The organism is Streptomyces sp. R44 (assembly GCF_041053105.1).
Taxonomy (GTDB): Bacteria; Actinomycetota; Actinomycetes; order Streptomycetales; family Streptomycetaceae; genus Streptomyces.
In genome coordinates, this window is sequence record NZ_CP163444.1 from 96140 (window position 1) to 115115 (window position 18976).

The window sequence follows — 18976 nt, forward strand, 5'->3', positions numbered from 1 at the left end:
TGGCCTCGTTCACGTCTAACAGCAGCGTTTGACCACGGGTTTCGGCAGCGGTTGGTCATCAGCCGACTCCTGGATGCTCACGAGAGGGGCGGCAGTGCCGTGTCGCTGAGGTGAACGGACGAAGGTGCGATGATCTCTTCGTGGTGACAGATGTCGAGTGGGCTCGGATACGGAGGGACCTGCGCTTCGGGCAGGTCTTCGAGGGCACCGTGGTGAAGGTTCCCCGGCCCGGAGTGATCGGGATCTTCGTGGACATAGGCCTGAGCGTCGGAGGCTTCGTCGACGTCATGCTGCTGCCGGACGAGGGCAAGGATTGGCCAGTGGAAGGCACGGTTGCCGATTTCGAGATCTGGTGGGCAGACAGCCGCCAACAGATCCGGCTGAAGCCGTCTGACTCGCGGTATCTGCGGACCGACTTCACAGACTTCGTCGAACGCTTCCGTCCCAGTTGGCCGGCCGATGTCGGCCAGCCCCTTGGTGACCCAGGGCCTGTCACCCCTGGCGAGTTGCGGGCTCTGCTGCGCTCCGATGGGCCGCCGGCTACTTCCCCTGAGGCTGGAGTGCACCCGGCTTGCGGATCAGGGCTTCGAGGTAGTGGTCCAGATCCAGGCGGCAGCCACCCTTTGCGATAAGCCGCTCGTGCCGGGCCACTTCCACGTTCCGGTCGTAGACCACCAGGTGGTAGGCGTGCAGTACCACTCGGACCCGCTTGCCGATCAGCCGGACCGGCACCGAGTAGCGGTTCGTGCGGACCGTGATCTGGCTGTAGCGGTCGACCCTCGGAGTGAACAGTCGGCCCGTCTCGAAAGGCTCCTCCGGCAACGGCATCAGCAGCGGCCGCTCGATCAGGCCGACCCGCAACAACACCGAATCCTCGGCGATCACCGCGCGCACGGCAGCTCCGCCGTGATGGTGGTGGGACCGCCAATGGGGCTGCTGACGTGGAAGGCTCCGTCGAGGGAGCCGACCCGCTTGGCCAGCCCGGTCAGCCCCGTGCCGGCGGCGGCGTCGGCACCGCCCAGCCCGTCGTCGGTGACGCGCACTCGCAGTACCTCGCCCACCTGGCTGACCATCACCTCTGCACGCATCGCGTTGGCATGCTTCGTTGCATTGGTCAGCGCCTCAGAGATCACGAAGTACGCGACCGACTCCACCTTGGGCGCCACCCGCTCCTCCAGATCGACCCGCAGCCGCACCGGCAGGGGCGTGCGGGCAGCCAGCCCGGACAACGCCGCGTCCAGACCCCGGTCTTCGAGCACGGCCGGGTGCAGCCCCCGCACCAGGTCGTTGAGTTCGGCGATCGCCTCCTTCGCCTCCACGTGCGCTCTCGCGATCACCTCGCGGGCATCACTCGGCAGGTCCGGGCGGGTGGCAATGGCCAGACCCAGGTTGACCGCGAGAGACACCAACCGCTGCTGGGTACCGTCGTGCAGGTCGCGCTCGATCCGGCGGCGCTCCGCGTCGACCGCCTCGATCAAGTCGGTCCGGCTCACGGCCAGCTGATCGACCCGCTCCTGGAGCCGCTGCGCCCGGCTCGGCCCGAGCAGGCCCAACGCCAGCCACGCCTCGGCCCGGGCTACTGCCCGCGCGGTCCAGGCCAGGGCGCGCAGGAGGAGGAGTCCAGCCGCTGCGTAAGCCGGCAGCTGGGTCAGGTAGCCGAACCAGTCCTGGCGGATTCCGGTTGGCAGCGCCCAAGACCAGGCGTAGGCGGTGACGCCCGCCATGCACGCCGCTGCCACCGCGAGCACCAGCAGCTCCAGCAGCGCGAGCAGCGGGCCCAACAGGAGGTGGTAGCCGATCTTGCGCCAAGGCCGTGTCGCGGCGAGCCACCGGGCGGTCGAGGCCCACGTCCATTGTTCCGGCGCGGTGGGGGTGAGCCGGGGGACGTCCACACCGATGAGCACCCGGTAGCGCGCCCGCTGAACGGCCGTCAGCACCGGGGTGCCGAGCAGGACCAGAGCGGCCGACACGGAAACCGTAAGGAGCCAGTTCCCCGTCCTGGCGGTAGTTGTCGCCGCCCAGGCCCACACGGGCACCAGCGCCAGGTGCGGCAGCACACCAGCGGCCAGAAAGCCGGTGTCCCGCTGCGCCCGGAGGACCGTGCGTCTCAGTCCAGCTGGAGTCGTCATGGCACGACGCTAGGGCACCGCAGGAGGACGGTGCCATGAAGCCTGTACCCGATCCCATGGTGAACCTAGTACCAGCTGTAGATCTTGATCTTGGCCTGTGGGCGGACAGCATCTCGGGTCGGTAGGTCGGCTTGTGCTGGCCGCCGGCAGGTAGACCGGGCCCGGTGGAACCGGCATTATGCCCCGGTGAGCCGCGTCTGTCGACGATCGCGTATTTCCCCATCGGCAGCGTCAGCTTCCCCGCCCAGACGTTCGAGCCACAGGCATCTGGCTGTGGTCACTTCTGGTGAACGCCGGGCGAGAAGGTTTTCGGCGGGTCAGTCCCAGTCGGACGTCGGCTGGTCGACCCGGCCGCCCTTGTGCGGTGTGGGGATGTAGTCGCGAGCACCGCCGGGCAGCGTGGCGACACACGCCAATGAGCAGGCGCTGACCAGCAGGGGCAATACCTCAGTGGCCACGCGCAGTGAGATCCACACCTGATGGAGTCCACTCTGTCCGATCGGGCGGTCGCAGACACTGCAGCTGTGCATGGCGGTGGTGCCCCAGCGTCGGGGATCCAGGTGTCCCAGATCGAGGTCCACGACGGAGTCCGGGGAAGGCCGTAGCCGTGGGAACGGCGGTCGCATCTTGTAGTTGCCAAACAACGCGCGCGTGCTCACTGTGCTGCGGATCAGCTTCCGGCATCGGGTGATCTCGTAGGGGAACCAGTGCAGCCGGTAGGAGGTGTAGGGGGTGAACTCCTCCAGGCTGGTCATTGCCCCGATCTCGGGCGGGATCCGGACCAGGTTGCTGCCATAGAGGACGAGGTGCTTGACCGCCGTCAGCCTGGCGATGCTCGGCGGCAGGGTGATGATGGCTGCGGGCTCGCCGACGACGCCCCCGAGGATCTGCTGGCCACCGTGCGACGGGCCGCCGAGACCATCGGCATCATCCAGGTCGTGGGCCACGGCGTCCCTCCCGAGGTGATCGCCGAGTTCAACGACGGCTTCGGCCGCATCCTCGACCTGCCCCGCGAGCAGAAGGAGCAGCTGACCAGCCCCACCGGACACCCCTTCCGCGGCTGGCGGCAATGGCCCGACGACTTCGGACGCCTGGAACTCGAACGGTTCAGCATCGCCCAGTACGACGACACGGAGGCTGCCCTGGCTGCCGGGCTCTCCCCGGAGCACGCCACCCTCTACGAGCACGCCAACGTCTGGCCGCCGCAGGAGCCCGGCGTGCGTGCCGCTGCGCGCCGCTACCACGATGCCTTCCTGGACGTCGCGCGCCGTGTCGTCGGTCTCTACGCACGCGTGCTGGACGTACCCGCGCAGACGGTCCCGCTCGGCGACGACGCGTACACCACGTTGATCGTGAACAACTACCCCACCTGGCCGCACGGCGCGGACAGCGCGGACACGTCCGACGAGGAGAAACTCCTCCTCCTGGAGCACGCCGACAGTTCCGTGGTCACCGTGCTGCATCAGGAGGGCGACTACGCCGGCCTGCAGGGCCAGCGTCCGGACGGCACCTGGATCCCCGTGCCGATCCGCCCCGGCGCCCTCCAGATCTTCACCGGTACCCTGCTGGCCAACTGGACCGACGGCCGGCTGCGGCCCGGACGGCACCGCGTGGTGGCAGGCGGCGCGGTGACGCGCCGCTCCTCCGGGCTGTTCGCGCACCCGAGCCTGGATACGGTCGTGGAACCGCTGGCGGCCTTCGCCGACCCGGACGGCTCCGACTTCGAACCCGTGTCGGTGTGGGAGAGCGCCAACGGTCACGTCGAGGAGTACCTGCGGGTCTTCGGCCGCCCCGAGCAGGTCGCGGCATGGCGGGAGAACCGCCCGTTCGTCGCCGAAGTCACCGCCTGAACCAGTCGAAGGAGAACCGAGCATGACCACACTCCCCACCGCGCGAGACGTCCGGACCACCCCCGAAGGCCTCCGGTGGGAACCCAGTGAGCGCTGGGTCCGCGGCCGCAAGGGCGATGTCACCGTCGTCGACAGCCGACATCCCGTCCTCGTCTGGGAACCGGGGGTCCCCGTCCCGGCGTACGCCTTCCCGCGCAAGGAGGTCCGTGAGGACCTGCTGCGCCCGGCGAAGAACCCACCGGCCGGTGCCCACACCGGGTCGCAGATCTTCTACGACCTTCATGTCGACGGCGAGCTGCTGGAGAACGCCGCCTGGACCTTCCCCTCCGCAGACCTGAGCGACCACATCGCCTTCGAGTGGTTCCTGCGCACCGGCAAGGGTCTCGACCACTGGTACGAGGAAGAGGAAGAGATCTTCATCCACCCCCGCGACCCGCACAAACGCGTCGACGCCATCCGCAGCAGCCGCCACGTCCAGGTGGCGATCGACGGCACGGTCGTCGCGGACAGCCACCGTCCGGTCCTGCTGTTCGAGACCGGCCTGCCCACCCGGTACTACATCCCGCGCGAGGACGTCCGTCTGGACCTGCTCGAAGCCACGGACCGCAGCACCGGCTGCCCGTACAAGGGGACGGCCGAGTACTGGTCGTGGCGTGGCGAGGCCGACGTACCGCCCAACGTCGTCTGGAGCTACCCGGACCCGTTGCCCGCGGTGGGTCCGATCAAGGGACTCCTCGCCTTCTACAACGAGGAGGTGGACATCACCGTCGACGGCGAACGCCTGGAACGCCCCGTCACCCACTTCACCAGGACGCCCGCAAAGCCCCCGCACGACTGACGAGCATCGCTGCCGTATCCGTCTCGACGGATACGGCAGTCCACGGCGGCCTGGAGCAACGGGTGGCGGCGCCGTCACGCGGTGCGCGGACGTGGGCTCAGGGCTGCGCGGAGTGCCGGGATCAGTACGCGGCGGGTCTCGGAAGGGGTGAGGGTGGCGGGGGTGGGGAGAGGGTTGAGGTAGCGGGTGTAGATGAGACCGCCGAGGATGGTCACCACGGCCGTGGCGCGGGCGGTCGCATCCCGGCCGCCGAGAAATTCAACAAGCCGGGCCAGCAACTCGTGTTCCAGGTACTCGCGGATCACCTCCGCGGCCTCGTCGCCCTGCGCGGTGAGCCGGCGGAAGTCGGCGTCCTCCCACAGATCCGTCACCGCGTCGATCAGACGGCCGGGGAGCGTCGCCGGGTCACCGCCCAGGACGTCCTCCACCGCGAGCGCGTTGGCGCACTGGAACTGCATCACATCCGCGAACAGGCCCTTCTTCGAGCCGAAGTGATACGAGATCAGCGCCGGGTCGACTCCGGCGACCCCGGCCACCGCACGCAAGGTGGTGCGCCGGTAGCCGCGTTCCAGGAACAGCGCACGGGCCGCCGAGACGATCGACTCGCGGGTCGGCGGGTTGCCTCGGGGACGGCCTCGGGTGCGGGCGGGGGCAGGGGCTGCGTTATTCATCAGCGTTGAGCCTGCGTTTCGTGATCGGCACAGTCAAGGGCGTTCCGACAATCACCCGAACGGATGGCTCAACATCATGCGTATCGCAGTCTTCGGCGCCAACGGACCGACCGGCCGCCACCTCACCGACCAAGCCCTCGCCGCCGGCCATGAGGTCGTGGCCGTGACCCGCCGGCCCGGCTCCCTCTCCGCGCGTCCCGGTCTCACGGTGGCCGTCGCCGACGCCACCGACCCCGCTGCCGTCCACGCCGCGCTCGACGGGACCGACGCCGTCCTGTCCGCGCTGGGTGCGCGCTTCAGCAAGGAGACCATCACCACGTACTCGGCGAGCGCCACCGCCATCACCGAGGGCATGGCCCGCCATGGCATCAAGCGACTGCTCGTGGTCAGCTCCAGCATCGCCGATCCGAACTGGCGCCCCACCGGCGCGCACTTCTTCAACCACGTGCTCGACCCGCTGGTGAACCGACGTCTGGGCCGCACCCTCCACGAGGACATGCGTCGCATGGAGGACGAGATCCGCGCCACGGACCTCGACTGGACCCTCGTACGGCCCTCGGGCCTCTTCGAGCACCCCGTCGTCACGGACTACCGCACGACCGAGACAAGCGCCGACGGTGTCTTCACCGCTCGCGTGGACCTCGCCGCGAGCATGCTCCGCGAGCTGGAGGAGCGGCGGTACGTCCGAACGGCCATGGGCGTCATCACCACGGCCGTGAAGCCGAACATCGCCAAGCTGATCTGGAACGAGGGCGTGAAGAAGAAGTGAGCCGGGCGACCATCGAACTCACGCCTGGCATAAAGGGGTTCCTCACCCGCCCCCACACCGCCACCCTGACCACGCTCCGCCCCGACGGCACCCCGCACGTCGCCCCCGTGCGCTTCTCCTTCGACGCGGCCTCCGGCCTGGCCCGCGTGACCACCCGGGCGGGAGCCCGCAAGGCCCGCAACGTGGCAGCCGCCGGCCCGGGGGCCCGCGTCGCGCTCTGCCAGGTGGACGGCTTGCGCTGGGCCACCCTCGAAGGCCGGGCCACCGTCACCGACGACCCCGTACGCCTGGCCGAGGCGATCCGCCGTTACACCGCCCGCTACCGGGCGGCCCCGCCCGCCCCACCGGACCTGGCCGTCATCGAGATCGCCGTCGACCGTGTCCTGAGCCTCAACCTATGACTCGCGGTGTGAGTCCCCGGTACGAATCCCCCGTTGAATTTCCCGATTTCCCGAATCACCGAATCACCGAATCACCGAAGTTGACTTCCTCGAATCACCGAAAGTGAAGTGACACCGCCATGCCCACCATCCCCGTCCTCGACTCCACGCTCCACTACCGCGAGTCCGGCGACCCCGACGGACTGCCGTTCGTCTTTCTCCACGGCAATCCCACCTCCTCCCACTTGTGGCGCAACGTCCTGCCGGGCGTGGCCGCGCCCGGTCGCCGCCTTCTCGCCCCCGACCTCATCGGCATGGGCGACTCCGGGAAGCCCGACCTCGCCTACTCCTTCGACGACCACGCCCGATACCTCGATGCCTGGTTCGACGCTCTCGGGCTCGACGAGGCCGTCCTCGTCGGCCACGACTGGGGCGGCGCCCTCGCCTTCGACCGCGCCGCCCGCCTCCCGGGCCGCGTCCGTGGCCTCGCCTTCACCGAGACGATCATCAAGCCGCTCGTCGGTGACGAGTTCCCGGCAGCCGGGCGGGAGCTGTTCACCCTCCTGCGCACCCCCGGGGTCGGCGAGGAGATGATCCTGGAGAAGTCGCTGTTCATCGAGGGGCTCCCGGGCACGCTCGCCACCCCGCTCGACCCCGTCGACCTGGAGGTCTACCGCCGCCCGTTCCCGACCCCGCAGAGCCGCCGTCCGATACTGGCGTGGACGCGCATGATGCCGCTGGACGACGAGCCCGCCGATGTCGTGGCACGCGTCGAGCGCTACGACGCCTGGCTGGCCGCCAGCCTGGAAACCCCCAAGCTGCTAGCCGCGTTCGAGCCCGGACCGGGCGCGATGACCGACCAGGGGGCGGTGGCCTGGTGCGAGGAGAACATCGCCGGCCTGGAGATCTCCCGCCACGGGGTCGCCGGCCACCACTCCCCGGAGGACCGCCCCGAGGAACTGGCCGCGGCGATCAACGACTGGGCCGACCGCCACGGGCTGACGCGCCGGTAGGCCTCCTCGCCGAGTGCCGGTCACGAGGCCGACCCGACGCTGAGGCGTCACTCCACGTGCACAGTCCACACATCCTGAGCCAGAAATCGACATGCGGGCAGCAGTCGTCCCGCACTATGCGTGCGGCACCTGGCGGGGCGCTGATGCGCACGTCCGGCGTCGGGTTGTCGGGGAGTGGTCGTGGCCGGACGCCCGCCGACACCCTGTGTGAGTCTGGTGCCGAGGGGCGAGGCACTGCCCGGCCCGGGTCAGCCCAACGGCTCTGCCGTGAGCGCCGTGCCGGTCCGGGTGCGCAGGTGCATGGCCGTACGGCCCGTACGGCGGGTCGCCACCAGCCCCGCACCACGCAGCGCGCCGAGGTGCTGGGAGACGGCACTGGCGGTGACACCCAGGCGGGCGGCGAGGTCGGGGGTGCTCAGCGGTTCGCCGAGCTCGGCGAGCAGGGCGGCGCGGGTGCGGCCGAGGACGGCGGTGAGGCCGGCCGGCGTCGCGCGGGGCTTCTCCCAAAGCAGCCCGACGCCGGACGCCGGGTAGCGGATGGAGGCGGCGGTACGCGGGGAGTAGTCGACGATCACGTCCGGCCAGCCGAAGACGGACGGCATCAGGATCAGCCCGTGCCCGTCCGCCTCGACCGTCCACACCGCACCCGAACGGCGGCGCCCGTGCACCACCAACTCGCCCTCCCTCCACACCACATCGCCGTGCAACTGAGCGAAGAGCCCCTCCACCCCGCCGTCCACCAGCGCCACCGCGCGGCGGCCCAGGTCCGCCTCCAGCACGGCCCGCATGCGCCCCCAGTGCGGGGCCACCAGCCGGGCATGGCAGCGCGTCAGCGCATCGGCGACCCGTTCCAGCAGCACCGCCGGCCCCGGCAGCTTCCCGGCCCGGGCGGCACCGAGCGCGGCGACGCACTCGGCCGCGACGTACGCCGGGTCCATCACCCGCAAGCCCGCCAACTCGGCCTCGAACGCCGGCAGGCGCTCCTGTGGCACCGGGAAGAGGAACGACGGCAGGCAGCCTTCGAGCAGCGCCCGAAGCAACGGCAACTCCGGCTCCTGCGCGAGCACCGGCTGCACCTCGCGCACCCACGGCCGGTGCACCTCGTGCCCGCCGACCCCGAGCGCCGCCCGCACCCCCAGCACCGTCTCGGCCAGCGGCGACAGAGCGAGCCGTACCCGCGCCACCTCGGCCGCCGAGAGCCGGATCTCCACCGCCATGCCCATCCCTGCCCTCTGACCGTTCAGCTGTGGCTGAACGATAGCCGGGCCGGACCAGCAGCCCGCAGGCTGTCCGCCATGGAATTTCTCACCTCGTACGACGGCACCACGCTCGCCTTCCGCACGCTCGGCGACGGTCCGCCGCTGCTCTGCCTCCCCGGCGGCCCCGGCCGCGCCGCCGAATACCTCGGCGACCTTGGTGGACTGTCCGCCACGCGGACCCTGATCCTGCCCGACACACGCGGCACCGGCGGCTCGGCGATGCCCGCCGATCTGGCCACCTGCCGAGTCGACCGCCTGGTCGCCGACGTCGAGGCATTGCGCCACCACCTCGGCCTGGACAGGGTGGACCTGCTCGGCCACTCCGCGGGCGGCAGCCTGGCCATGCTCTACGCCGCCGCCCACGCCGACCGGCTCACCAGTCTCACCCTGGTCACCCCGTCATTCGCCGCGGTCGGACTGCCCTCCGACACCGGCGCGGAGGAGGTGATCGCCGCCCGCGCGGCCGAGCCCTGGCACGCACAGGCCGTGGCGGCGTACGGGCACATGAAGACCGCGCACACCTTCGCCGCGGCCGAGCCGTACCGATTCGCCTTCGAGCCGCTGATGTACGGCCGCTGGGACAACGCCGCCCGCGCCCACGCCGCCGCCGACCCCGTCCAGCGCGCGCTTCCCGTCAGCGAGCACTACTACAAGGACTACACACCCGACTCGGAGGAACTCCGGCGCCGCCTGGACGCCCTGCCCTGCCCGGTACTGCTCCTCGCGGGCGAGATGGACCTGTGGCCCACCGCCAAGTCCGCCGCCGATGCCGCATCACTCTTCCCCGACGTGACACTCGCCGTCCAGCCGGCCGCCGGTCACTACCCGTGGCTGGACGATCCAGACGTGTTCACGACGACGGTGGAAGGCTTCCTCTCCGGGGTCAGCTGACAGCTCCTTCCAGCGGCTGTCCGGTAACTGCTCTCCGAGGGACTCCGAGTCATGGCGGACCGTCAGCTGCCACGGAGGTCAAAGGCGGCTCGTCCGCACGGGGGAGCGTGATCGTGCGCGCGGATGACGCCCTGATGTCGAGGTTCGGCAACGGTGGAGTTGTGACGATCAAGGATTCTGTGGGCGATGCAGTGCCTCCGGCCCAGAGCTGGGCGCTCCGCGTCCGTCTGGGCACGTGGCCCGGGTTCGCCGTTGCGGCATGGGGGTTCCTGTTCGCGGTACCCAGTTTCGTCTGGGCGTTGGGCGGCACCTTCGGTGTGCAGTCGACGGTGGCTCCGTCGCTGGTGAAGCTTGCTCATGACCGGGTGCCCTGGTTCCTGGCAGTGTTGTGGGTGACCGGCTTTCTGAAGCTCTTCGGAGCGTTGATTGGTATCGGTCTGACGCGCCGTCGCGGCAAGTGGACGGGTCGACTCCTGGTGTTCTGCGGCTTCGGCGCGGCAGTCCTGCTCGTCTGGCACGGTTGTCAGTTCGTGGTGCACGGAGTGCTGGTCGAGGCCGGGGCGCGCGCTGTCGCGCCTGATCTCGCCGGGTTGACCCGCTGGTACCTCTACCTGTGGGGGCCGTGGTTCATTGCCGGCGGCCTGGCCTTTGCCGCGGCGGCCACGCACTATGTCCGCCGGCACGACGGCCGGCGTGAGGCGCGTCTTTACGGCTCCGTGGGGGCGCTGGGCGCGTTGCTCCTGTCTATGGCCTCGGTCGTCACCGGGATTGGCTGACGGTCACCACGGAGTTGCACAACCTCGCCCTGGCCGTACAGGCCAGAGGACCGCACGACAATCCGCAATGCCCAAAGCAACGCACAGATCGTTTACGGGACATCCCTCAGGGCTGCGTGGAGGCCATCGCGTGGAAGTACCGCACCTGCTCGCCCTGGCGGGACCTGCCCGACGAGCTCGGCTCGTTCCAGACCGCTCACAAACGGCTGATCAGGTGGGCCGTGGACGACACCTGGGAACGCGTCCTCGCCGCTGTCCTGGCAGCGGCCGAGGGCACTGACGACATCGGCTGGACCGTGTCGGTGGACTCCACCGTCTGCCGGGCCCACCAGCACGCCGCCGGAGCCAGGAAAAAGGGGCTTCAGGCCGGGCCGAACCTGACGGCCATGCCCTCGGACGTTCGCGAGGCGGCCTGAGTACGAAGGTCCACCTCGCCGGCCACGGACATGCACGGCCGTTGGCCCTGCGTGTCACCGCCGGTCAGGCAGCCGACGCGCCGGTCTTCGAGACCGTCATGGCCGGCATCCGTGTCCCGCGAGGCGGACCGGGAAGACCGCAGACCCGGCCCGATGCCGTCCTGGCGGACCGCGCGTACTCATCCCGCGCGATCCGAAATCACCTCCGCCGATGCGGCATCCGCATTGTCATCCCCCAACCGTCCGACCAGATCGGCCACCGACTGCGGCGAGGTCGCGCCGGAGGCCGACGGCCCGCCTTCGACGCCGAGACGTACAAGCAGCGCAACGCGGTCGAACGATGCATCAACCGGCTCAAACAGTGGCGCGGCCCGGCCATGCGCACCGACAAGCTCGCTATCGCCTACCAGGCCGCACTCCACCTCGCCGCGATCCTCATCTGGGCCCGCAGGTGACCCACGTGAGAAACCCTAGGACTGATCGTCGATGTCGAGGGCGTGTTCTTTGAGGAATGCGCCCGCGTGGGCCGCTGCTTCCTCTGCGGTCGCATACGGTGCCCCATCGGCGGCCGTGCCGGATGCTCCATCAGCGCCCCGCCCAGTCCAGCCCCAACCACCGGACGGCGACTGCACCAGCTCAGCAGTCCCTCCGAACAGCGCAAGCGTGCTTTTGCCCACTGTTGCGGGTGTCGGGCGACTGACGGCCTCGGGCCATTTCTTACGGGCACCCTGCCGGGTGATGCCCCAGACGGCTCCCAACTGCTCATAACTCGCGCCGTAGGAGCCGGCGGTCGCTGCCGCCCGCTCCGTGAGCCGCTTGACCTCGCCGTCCATCATCTTCCACGCGGCCAGGACGGACAGTGCCACGTCGACGGGACTCGCGTCCCACATACGGTCGGCGGACAACCCGGTCTCCCGGGAGCGGATGGCCGAGGCCAGGGGGTTCAAGGCGTCGTACAGGGCCTTGTCGAGCTCTGCCTGCTCTTCTGGGGTGATCTCAGAGGCCGTCATGCGACAACTATAGTTTGCGGGGTCTCCCATGTAAACCAAAGTTTCCAGACTGCATCGGTTGTCACCACATCAGAGAGACACGCCCTGGGTCTCGGAGCAGGTGGAGTGCGAAGCCTGTGCGGCCGGGGAGCTGCCTGGCGTCGACTGCGGCGATCCAGGTGGGGAGTGTGACGCCGAGGCGGTTGGTGAGCATCTCGCCGAAGTCGCGGACGTGCCCGGCGGCCTTTCTCCAGTTCGGGGCAGCGGGCCAGGACCCCCTTCAGGTCGGCCCGGTCTTCCTCGTTCAAGGCCGTGGGGTTGCGGGTGAGCCAGCTGGTCACCTGCCGCACCGTCGGAGGCCGCGGCGCCGCGCCGGCCGGATCCCAGCGGAGGGCGGCGATGCGGGACGGACCATCTAGGACTCGTCCGGGCGCTCACGTTCGGAGCCAGAGGACGAGGGCGGCTGCGGTCCCTCAGTCGATCGCACCCGCCGCGTAGGCCGCTGCCTGGCCCTGCTGGAGCAGACGCTCCAAGGATCCGTCCGCCGACCACAGCCGGTGATATCCATAGACGGTCTTTCACGGCCCGAACCGTTCAGGCAGGTCACACCACTGCACACAGGTCCGCACCCGGTGCAGAATCCCGTCGATCGCCTGCCGGTGATCCCGCCACCTGCCACAACGCCCGTTGCTGGCCGGCAGGAACGGCCGCGGCTGTTCCCACTCGGCATCCGTCAGATCACCCGCCCCGAAGGCAAGTCACATGACTGAGCTGGACAGATCCAAAAAGTGCGCTTGACTGCGCGGATGAACATCAACCCGACAGAAGTGAGTGCGTCTGCAGCTGTGCAGGTCAGGCGCTTCCGCAACGATGATTCGGTGGAGCAGCTGACCCTCCTGCTCCACCGCGCCTACGCTGACCACGCCGCTGCCGGGCGGGTCTTCTTCGCCTCCTACCAAAGTCCGCAGGACACTCAGCACCGCTTGAGCAAAGGCGAGTGCTGGATCGCGATGGAAGGGAACGCACTGGTCGGCACCGTCACCGTGTCAGCTCCACACACCACTCCGGCTGGATACCCTGCGCCGGCAGGAGGCGGCTCGTTCTGGCAACTGGCTGTCGAGCCATCGCAGAGAGGCACTGGCCTCGGACAGCGGCTGCTGGCTCTGGCGGAGTCACGTATCGCTGCTCTCGGATCGACGCAGGTCGCCATCGATACCTCCTCACAGGCAACAGACCTCGTCAACTGGTACCGCCGGCGTGGCTACGCGCCGATCGGCACGTGGCGGTGGGACGTCACCAATTACGACAGCATCGTCCTCATGAAGAACCTGCCGATGTCGACTCCTTCGTGATCGGCCGGACAGAACTTGGTAGGTGACCGGCGCATTGTCGGCGAGGAGTTCGCTGTGGAGGTGGGTGACGCTGGTGCATCCCTCGGCGAAGCGTCGTTCCAGGTAGGGCTTGTAGGGGTCCAGCCGCTGGGTCGGGGGCGATTTTCGCGGACGATGTCCTGTCGGCGTGCGGCGTTCGCGTACCGGAGCACGGTGTTGAGACCCCCGGCCCAAGTGCCGTGCGATCGCCCAGCGGGAGTGGCCTGAGTCAAACCGCTCTTGGACCAGCGCATGTGCTGCCTTCTTCCGCTCGGCTCGCCGGCTGGCAGGCTCTGAGTCGTCCTGCGGTCGTCCGCAAGCCCCTTGAGCGGCCTCCGGCAGCATCGGCCCGGTCGCGGCGGTGATCTCCACACCGGGGTACCGGTTGTGCCAGGCAGCCAGTGGCCCGGCTTCGCGCGTCGAGCACGTGATGGTCTTCGGCGCTGGTCAAGACGGTGGCGTACGTCTGACCGCGGCGGATCGCGAAGTCGTCCACGCCCAGCACGCGCGGTGTGTTGAACCGTGGATCAGGCAATGCCATGACCCTTCGTAACAAGGTCATCCGTCCCGCGCCGAAGCCCAGCCGGGCGCCGGCCCGCCCAGCCAGCCCGATCCCCACTTGCTCTAGAGCATGGTCGAGCCGGCATGTTGCGGAGCGGCAGGCTGCCGGGTTCCGGCGAGGTGGCGCTCAGCGACGTTGGCAACGCTGAAGAGTAAGTCGACCGCTTGGAACCGTTGCCGAGCGGGATCCGCTCGTCGAGGGCGAGGGGGCCCGATCTTGAGTCACCTTTCGCGGTGGACTTCCTCGCGTACCCGCTCCGATCGGTCAACGGCGCACCCGATAGCACACGTGAAGCACCCGGTTGCCCTGAATCACCACGTCAGGATCCTCCAGCAGGTGCTGTGCGTGGACCGACCCGAAGTAGCGCTTGCCGGACCCGAACACCACAGGCACGACGTCCATGCGCACCTCGTCGACCAGGCCCGCCGCAAGCACCTGGCCACCGACGTCGCCGGCGGCGACCTCGACCACGCGGTCACCCGCAAGTTCCTGCGCCTTGGCCACGGCTGCCTCGACGCCGGCTACGAAGTAGAACGGCGCCTCGGGGTCCCAGCCCTCGGGCATCGGCCGGTGCGACACGACGACCACATGGTCGATCCCGCCCGGAGGCTTCCCGTCCCAGCCGTCCGTCAGGTCGAAGACATGGCGGCCGGCGATCGTGACACCGATCTGGTCCCAGTACGGCCGGGTGTAGTCGTAGGACGTCTGCGACACCTTCAGCACGCCGCTCTCGTCCAACGGGACATCACCGCCGGTCAACCACTCGAACAGTGGTCCGGGCTGGTCGTTCTCGTCCGCGATGAAGCCGTCCACCGACACCGAGCCGTACATGACCACCTTGCCCACAGGGTTCTCCTCTGCTTTGGCGTGCCCCAATTTGGCGTGTCGTGAGCTGTTGCTCTTGTGAGCAAGCAGTCGGTCCGCCTGCACCACGGTGCCAGGCGCCAGGCGCCGTACGCCGTGGGAAGTCACGGTCGTGCCGCCGCGGTTCTGGCGCGGCGGCACGTTGCGAACCGCAGGGCTTCTCCAGGGTCAGTGGCTTGTCTCCGCGGTGTTCACCATGGCCAGGCGCCGGTTGTACTGGATCACGTCGTACTTCTGGTCACCGGTGACCACAATCTCCCGGCGCGTGGGTGTGGCAGGGAAGAAGTCGTCTGCGACCACCGATGTGCGAGCGGCCACGTACGCCTGCCCTTGGGGGAACGAGTACATGCTGAACCGCGTCTGTTCGGATGCAGGCAGTCCCTGGGGGTACTCGTCGGCGCGAGGGTAGGCCGTGGTGTAGAGGGCGACCGACTTCAGCCCGCTCGCGGGACGAACGATCCGCGCGTTCGGGGCGAGGCGGGTGTTCGCGCCCGCCGGGTTGTGGATCCATCCCTTCCGCCCGCCGAACCAGATGGCCGTCCAGTCGCCCCGCACATCGGCGACCACGAATTCCTGCCCCCACACGACGGTGGATCCCCAGTCGTCGATGCGGTTGGTTCCCGCCGACCCGTCCGGTCGCAGGGCGAGGTCGGAGACGAGCGGGGCGTCGCCGCGGGGCTCCGTGCGGACGTAGAGCAGGTTCGAAGGCTGTGTCTGGGTCCGGCACGTCGAGGCGCACACCGTCACCGACTGCGTGTTCTTGCCGTACGTCGGGGCGATCGTGACCGCCTGTCCGATGGCGATGTTCCCGGTCGAATGCGCTCCCCCGGCCTTAAGCGCCCGGCGCTGATCGGCGCCGAGGAGAGCCATGAACTTCTCCCAGTCCCAGTAGGGGCCGGGGTCCCAGTGTGCGTCCGGCGCGCGGGACGGCCTCGGCGGGAGGACGTTGTCGTGCCCGATGATGTGCTGGCGGTCCAGTGGGACGCCGAAGCGCCGTGCCAGGTAGCCCACCAGCGCGGCAGTCGCCTTGTACTGGGCCGGAGTGAACCAGGTGGGTCCCTGGGCGGCGTATCCCTCCAGCTCGATACCGATGCCGTGGAGGTTGACCCAGTAGTTGCCGGCGTGGAAGGCGATGTCCTTGGTGGCGACCATCTGCGTCGCCTCAGTGCCGTCGGCCTTCAACACGTAATGCGGGGAGACCCCGCTGACGGGGTCCTCGAACCAGCTGACTCCCCCGTCATAGGACCCTTCGAGGTCATGGATGACGATAAAGTCGACGTCCATGCCGTTCGAGTTCCGGGCGGACACCTGGTAGTTCGAGGCAGCAGCGGGGACGAACCGGCAGTTCAGCTCGCTGGGGCACTCCGGCACTGCCGCCGCGGCCTGCGTCCGCAGCCCCAGAGACGCGAGCTGCGACCTCGCCGGACGAACGGACGGCGTCTTCGGCAACGCCACACTCTGGCCGTCCTTGCGCACCTTCTGCCTGCCGCCACGGATCACTTCGAACACCCCATCGGCGAACCGTCCGGCCGCGGCGGTGTCGGGGGCCTGGCTGTAGTGCGCCACAGCCCCGTACCAGCTGCCTGGGTCCCGCGGCATCACGCGGGTGATCCGCCGTTGATACGAGGCGAGCAGCGCGGCACCGCCTCGAAGGTTCTGCAGTTCGTCCCGCTTGAGAGCCTGGGGCGCGACGCCGATCATCGCGGCGGCAGCTTGCAACGTGTGTTCGGACGGGTCGTCGGTGCCCGTGGTGTCCACCGGCCCTTCGCCCGGGCGATGGGCGTACGCTCCCCCGGACGTCGTGTCCGTCAGCTGCATCGGACCGTAACCGCCCTTGGTGCTGGGGCGGCCGTCATTGGCCTCCCACCACGAGGACTCGTAGCTGACGCCGAGAAGTACTTCCTTCGGCACACCGAATTCCGCCGCCGCTTGCTCGGCCGCCCGCTCGAAGCCGCCGGGTGTCGCGTCGGAGGGCCGGGCATTCCCAGCAGTGGCACATCCCCAGATGAGGGCCACCGCCACTCCCGCAGCGCCGAAAACCCGGTGCCGCCTGTGTCTTCTGGTCACACCCTGTCCATTTCGCTCTGGCGGTCGTCGTTTGGTCAACGCCGATGGCGCGGCCGCCACCATCCTTTGGACCGAAGCCTCCCGGCCCCGCCGACACGCCCAACACACGCACGCCCGTCACCACACCAGAGCAGTGAACCCGCGCTCGGGGACCACGGTGCCGCCGACGATCGGCACGGCGTCCCTCGCGAAGCGCGTACGGGCCCGGACCCGCGCGCATGTCACGTCCTCCACGTACAAGTGGCCGACGGCGATCTGCTGCACACGCCGGTCGTCCACTTCGTAGCCGAGGGGACGGTGGCCCACCGCTGCGACGTGCACGGCAAGCGGCAGCCCCACATAGCCCCCGCATAGCTCTGACCTGGGACAACAACACGCGTGGCGGATCCCACTACGATTCCAGTGCTTGAATGGAGCGTCGTCTTTGACCGAGCGAGGAGAAGCGCTGTGCCCCTGGTGTCCGTCGTCATGCCCGTGTACAACTCGGCGGCGACGCTCGGCGCAGCCGTTCGGTCGGTGCTCTCGCAGACCCACAGCGACGTGGAGCTGCTGGTGACCGACGACAAGTCTTCCGACGGCTCCATGGACCTGCTGACGGAGTTCGCCCGGCAGGACGAGCGCGTCAAGCCTGTGTCGGCACCGGAACAGGGCGGTGCCGGGCGGGCCCGCAATCTCGCGATCGAGCGGGCCCGGGGGGATTACGTCGCGTTTCTCGACAGCGACGACCTGTGGCTTCCGGAGAAGACCGCGCGGCAGATCGAGTTCGCTGCTGCCGCTGATGCGCCCTTGACCTTCACCTCCTATTACAAGATGGACGCCGACTACGAAGGCGAGAGCACCGACTTCGTCCCGAACGGGCGGGTGGTCCGCGCGCGGGAGCACGTGGACTACCGGGCGATGCTGGTACGGGACTACATCGGCGCGCTGACCGCCATGTACGACCGCAGAGTCCTCGGCACACGGCTGATGCCGGAGATGCGAAAGCGGCAGGACTACGCGCTGTGGCTGTCGATCATGCGGGACGGTGCTGACGCCCGGGGCCTGGCCGAGCCGCTCGCGGTGTACCGGGCACACCAGGCGGGATCGCTTTCTTCCAACAAGATGTCGCTGATCCCGTACAACTGGGAGTTGTACCGCGAGCACGAGGGGCTGTCGGTCCCCCGGGCAACGAGGGCGCTGGCCGGCGCTGTGTGGCAGTCGCTGCGCAACTCGCGGATCTAGGCCGTGTTTCAGGCAGCGCGGGTGGCCAGCCACTTGGTGAGGTCGCCCGCGATCCTGTACTGGTCGAATGCGTGGCAAGCCTCGCACGACCCGCCGGCGGGGGTGGCCCACAGCCACTGATGGATTGCGGCGACGTGGACGGCACCCTCGAACCGGACAGCAAGCTTGTCAAAGCGGGTGCCCACAGCCCTGTGCTGCTTGAGCCGGCTGATCCACCGCTCGCCGCATGACGTCGGAAGCGAGGAGACCCACGGCGCACACCCGCGTCGATTCCGCCGGCGGGGTGCTGTGTGCCGGTCCCACGAAGCTGCTGCGGATGTCCGTCGTACGGCGGCCGATGCCTCGGCCGGTCGGCGGCCGGCTTCACAGGCGGGGCCGGGCAGACGGGGGAAGCCGAGGTGCTGGGAGCGTAAGCGGGATCCCAAGTGAGCCCGTGCGCTGTGCCCCATGCGCGTGACTCGTCCCTCATGCCATGGGAGGGGACCCGGGGCAGGGGTCATGTTGAGGGTGCGACCCCGACACCCTGACGAAGGAGGCGGCTCACCGTGGCCGACCACACGCAAGGAAGCGAAGAAGCAGCGGCGCCTGCTCGCACCGCCGTCTACATCAACAGGCGATCGGTCCTGCGGATCGACATCCCCATGGCGCACACCATGACACCGCACAACAACGGGTGGCGCATCACCTTCGACGCTGCGGGAAGGCTCCGTGTCGTCATGAACGAAGGGCACAACGACTTCATCGACGTCAAGGTAAACGACTTCCTGCTGTCCAGTGGGGAGGACTTCTTCCTCTCGCTGCTGGCGGCCACCCCCGTCAGTCCCGCCGCTCACCAGGCCATGGCGGGAGAGGCACGCTGATGACCACCCCCGTCACTCCCGTCAAGGACGTCCTCGACTCCCTCGCGCACA

The 18976-nt window shown here is 69.1% G+C and carries 21 protein-coding genes and 2 pseudogenes; 11 read left to right on the forward strand and 12 right to left on the reverse strand.

All coding sequences use genetic code 11. From position 1 onward, the window contains the following. Nucleotides 1-77: 77 nt before the first annotated feature. From AB5J54_RS00490 to AB5J54_RS00505, 4 genes are all read right to left on the reverse strand, one after another. Entirely contained in the window at nt 78-566 is a 489-nt protein-coding gene (locus AB5J54_RS00490; protein WP_369141855.1) for a hypothetical protein, read from the reverse strand. Further along, on the reverse strand, nt 541-894 hold the full coding sequence (locus AB5J54_RS00495; protein ID WP_369141856.1) for a hypothetical protein: 354 nt from the start codon (nt 892-894) through the stop codon (nt 541-543). The genes AB5J54_RS00490 and AB5J54_RS00495 overlap by 26 nt, the downstream gene beginning before the upstream one ends. After that, a complete protein-coding gene (locus tag AB5J54_RS00500) occupies nt 882-2129 on the reverse strand; it encodes a histidine kinase (protein ID WP_369141857.1) in 1248 nt (415 codons plus the stop codon). Before AB5J54_RS00500 ends, AB5J54_RS00495 begins: the two co-directional genes overlap by 13 nt. Nucleotides 2130-2446: 317 nt before the next feature. Continuing rightward, nucleotides 2447-3076, reverse strand: coding sequence for a leucine-rich repeat domain-containing protein (locus tag AB5J54_RS00505; protein ID WP_369141858.1), 630 nt, complete (start codon nt 3074-3076; stop codon nt 2447-2449). Here AB5J54_RS00505 and AB5J54_RS00510 point away from each other — a divergent pair. After that, the gene (locus AB5J54_RS00510; protein ID WP_369141859.1) at nt 3029-3979 is read left to right on the forward strand and encodes a 2OG-Fe(II) oxygenase family protein; all 951 of its coding nucleotides are present in this window, start codon (nt 3029-3031) and stop codon (nt 3977-3979) included. The genes AB5J54_RS00505 and AB5J54_RS00510 overlap by 48 nt on opposite strands. A 22-nt stretch (nt 3980-4001) precedes the next feature. Beyond that, complete coding sequence (locus tag AB5J54_RS00515; RefSeq protein ID WP_369141860.1) at nt 4002-4817, forward strand: DUF427 domain-containing protein; 816 nt, start codon at nt 4002-4004, stop codon at nt 4815-4817. A gap of 74 nt (nt 4818-4891) precedes the next feature. On the opposite strand, the gene AB5J54_RS00520 is transcribed toward AB5J54_RS00515, so the two are convergent. Then, complete coding sequence (locus tag AB5J54_RS00520; RefSeq protein WP_369141861.1) at nt 4892-5488, reverse strand: TetR/AcrR family transcriptional regulator; 597 nt, start codon at nt 5486-5488, stop codon at nt 4892-4894. 76 nt (nt 5489-5564) lie between these two features. On the opposite strand from AB5J54_RS00520, the gene AB5J54_RS00525 reads away from it, so the two are divergent. From AB5J54_RS00525 to AB5J54_RS00535, 3 genes are all read left to right on the forward strand, one after another. Next, nucleotides 5565-6257, forward strand: a complete 693-nt coding sequence (locus tag AB5J54_RS00525; RefSeq protein WP_369141862.1) for an NAD(P)-dependent oxidoreductase — start codon at nt 5565-5567, stop codon at nt 6255-6257. Beyond that, complete coding sequence (locus AB5J54_RS00530; RefSeq protein ID WP_369141863.1) at nt 6254-6658, forward strand: pyridoxamine 5'-phosphate oxidase family protein; 405 nt, start codon at nt 6254-6256, stop codon at nt 6656-6658. The genes AB5J54_RS00525 and AB5J54_RS00530 overlap by 4 nt, the downstream gene beginning before the upstream one ends. Before the next feature lie 119 nt (nt 6659-6777). After that, a complete protein-coding gene (locus AB5J54_RS00535; RefSeq protein WP_369141864.1) occupies nt 6778-7650 on the forward strand; it encodes a haloalkane dehalogenase in 873 nt (290 codons plus the stop codon). 248 nt (nt 7651-7898) lie between these two features. On the opposite strand, the gene AB5J54_RS00540 is transcribed toward AB5J54_RS00535, so the two are convergent. Beyond that, nucleotides 7899-8867, reverse strand: coding sequence for a DUF5937 family protein (locus AB5J54_RS00540; protein ID WP_369141865.1), 969 nt, complete (start codon nt 8865-8867; stop codon nt 7899-7901). Nucleotides 8868-8945: 78 nt separating this feature from the next. On the opposite strand from AB5J54_RS00540, the gene AB5J54_RS00545 reads away from it, so the two are divergent. The 3 genes and pseudogenes from AB5J54_RS00545 to AB5J54_RS00555 all read left to right on the forward strand — a co-directional run. Beyond that, nucleotides 8946-9800, forward strand: coding sequence for an alpha/beta fold hydrolase (locus AB5J54_RS00545; RefSeq protein WP_369141866.1), 855 nt, complete (start codon nt 8946-8948; stop codon nt 9798-9800). Between the two features lie 113 nt (nt 9801-9913). Beyond that, nucleotides 9914-10576, forward strand: a complete 663-nt coding sequence (locus AB5J54_RS00550; RefSeq protein WP_369141867.1) for a DUF3995 domain-containing protein — start codon at nt 9914-9916, stop codon at nt 10574-10576. Nucleotides 10577-10692: 116 nt separating this feature from the next. Continuing rightward, nucleotides 10693-11447, forward strand: a pseudogene (locus AB5J54_RS00555) (IS5 family transposase); the annotation flags it as partial. 15 nt (nt 11448-11462) lie between these two features. On the opposite strand, the gene AB5J54_RS00560 reads toward AB5J54_RS00555, so the two are convergent. Both AB5J54_RS00560 and AB5J54_RS00565 read right to left on the reverse strand, forming a co-directional pair. Beyond that, entirely contained in the window at nt 11463-12002 is a 540-nt protein-coding gene (locus AB5J54_RS00560; protein ID WP_369141868.1) for a hypothetical protein, read from the reverse strand. Nucleotides 12003-12559: 557 nt separating this feature from the next. Then, on the reverse strand, nt 12560-12718 hold the full coding sequence (locus AB5J54_RS00565; RefSeq protein ID WP_369149174.1) for a transposase: 159 nt from the start codon (nt 12716-12718) through the stop codon (nt 12560-12562). A 69-nt stretch (nt 12719-12787) separates the two neighbouring features. Here AB5J54_RS00565 and AB5J54_RS00570 point away from each other — a divergent pair, with 69 nt between their 5' ends. Further along, nucleotides 12788-13333 (forward strand): GNAT family N-acetyltransferase, encoded by a 546-nt coding sequence (locus AB5J54_RS00570; protein ID WP_369141869.1) that lies wholly within the window; start codon nt 12788-12790, stop codon nt 13331-13333. A gap of 844 nt (nt 13334-14177) precedes the next feature. Here the strand turns inward: AB5J54_RS00570 and AB5J54_RS00575 are convergent. From AB5J54_RS00575 to AB5J54_RS00585, 3 genes are all read right to left on the reverse strand, one after another. Beyond that, the gene (locus tag AB5J54_RS00575) at nt 14178-14759 is read right to left on the reverse strand and encodes a dihydrofolate reductase family protein (RefSeq protein WP_369141870.1); all 582 of its coding nucleotides are present in this window, start codon (nt 14757-14759) and stop codon (nt 14178-14180) included. Nucleotides 14760-14945: 186 nt separating this feature from the next. Continuing rightward, nucleotides 14946-16793 (reverse strand): N-acetylmuramoyl-L-alanine amidase, encoded by a 1848-nt coding sequence (locus AB5J54_RS00580; protein ID WP_369141871.1) that lies wholly within the window; start codon nt 16791-16793, stop codon nt 14946-14948. 168 nt (nt 16794-16961) lie between these two features. Continuing rightward, complete coding sequence (locus AB5J54_RS00585; protein ID WP_369141872.1) at nt 16962-17183, reverse strand: hypothetical protein; 222 nt, start codon at nt 17181-17183, stop codon at nt 16962-16964. A gap of 108 nt (nt 17184-17291) precedes the next feature. Here AB5J54_RS00585 and AB5J54_RS00590 point away from each other — a divergent pair, with 108 nt between their 5' ends. Continuing rightward, nucleotides 17292-18065 (forward strand): glycosyltransferase family 2 protein, encoded by a 774-nt coding sequence (locus tag AB5J54_RS00590; RefSeq protein WP_369141873.1) that lies wholly within the window; start codon nt 17292-17294, stop codon nt 18063-18065. Between the two features lie 110 nt (nt 18066-18175). Here the strand turns inward: AB5J54_RS00590 and AB5J54_RS00595 are convergent. Continuing rightward, nucleotides 18176-18277: pseudogene (locus AB5J54_RS00595) on the reverse strand (IS5/IS1182 family transposase); the annotation flags it as partial. Nucleotides 18278-18610: 333 nt separating this feature from the next. Here AB5J54_RS00595 and AB5J54_RS00600 point away from each other — a divergent pair. Beyond that, the gene (locus tag AB5J54_RS00600; protein ID WP_369141874.1) at nt 18611-18925 is read left to right on the forward strand and encodes a hypothetical protein; all 315 of its coding nucleotides are present in this window, start codon (nt 18611-18613) and stop codon (nt 18923-18925) included. The last annotated feature ends 51 nt before the right edge of the window (nt 18926-18976 follow it).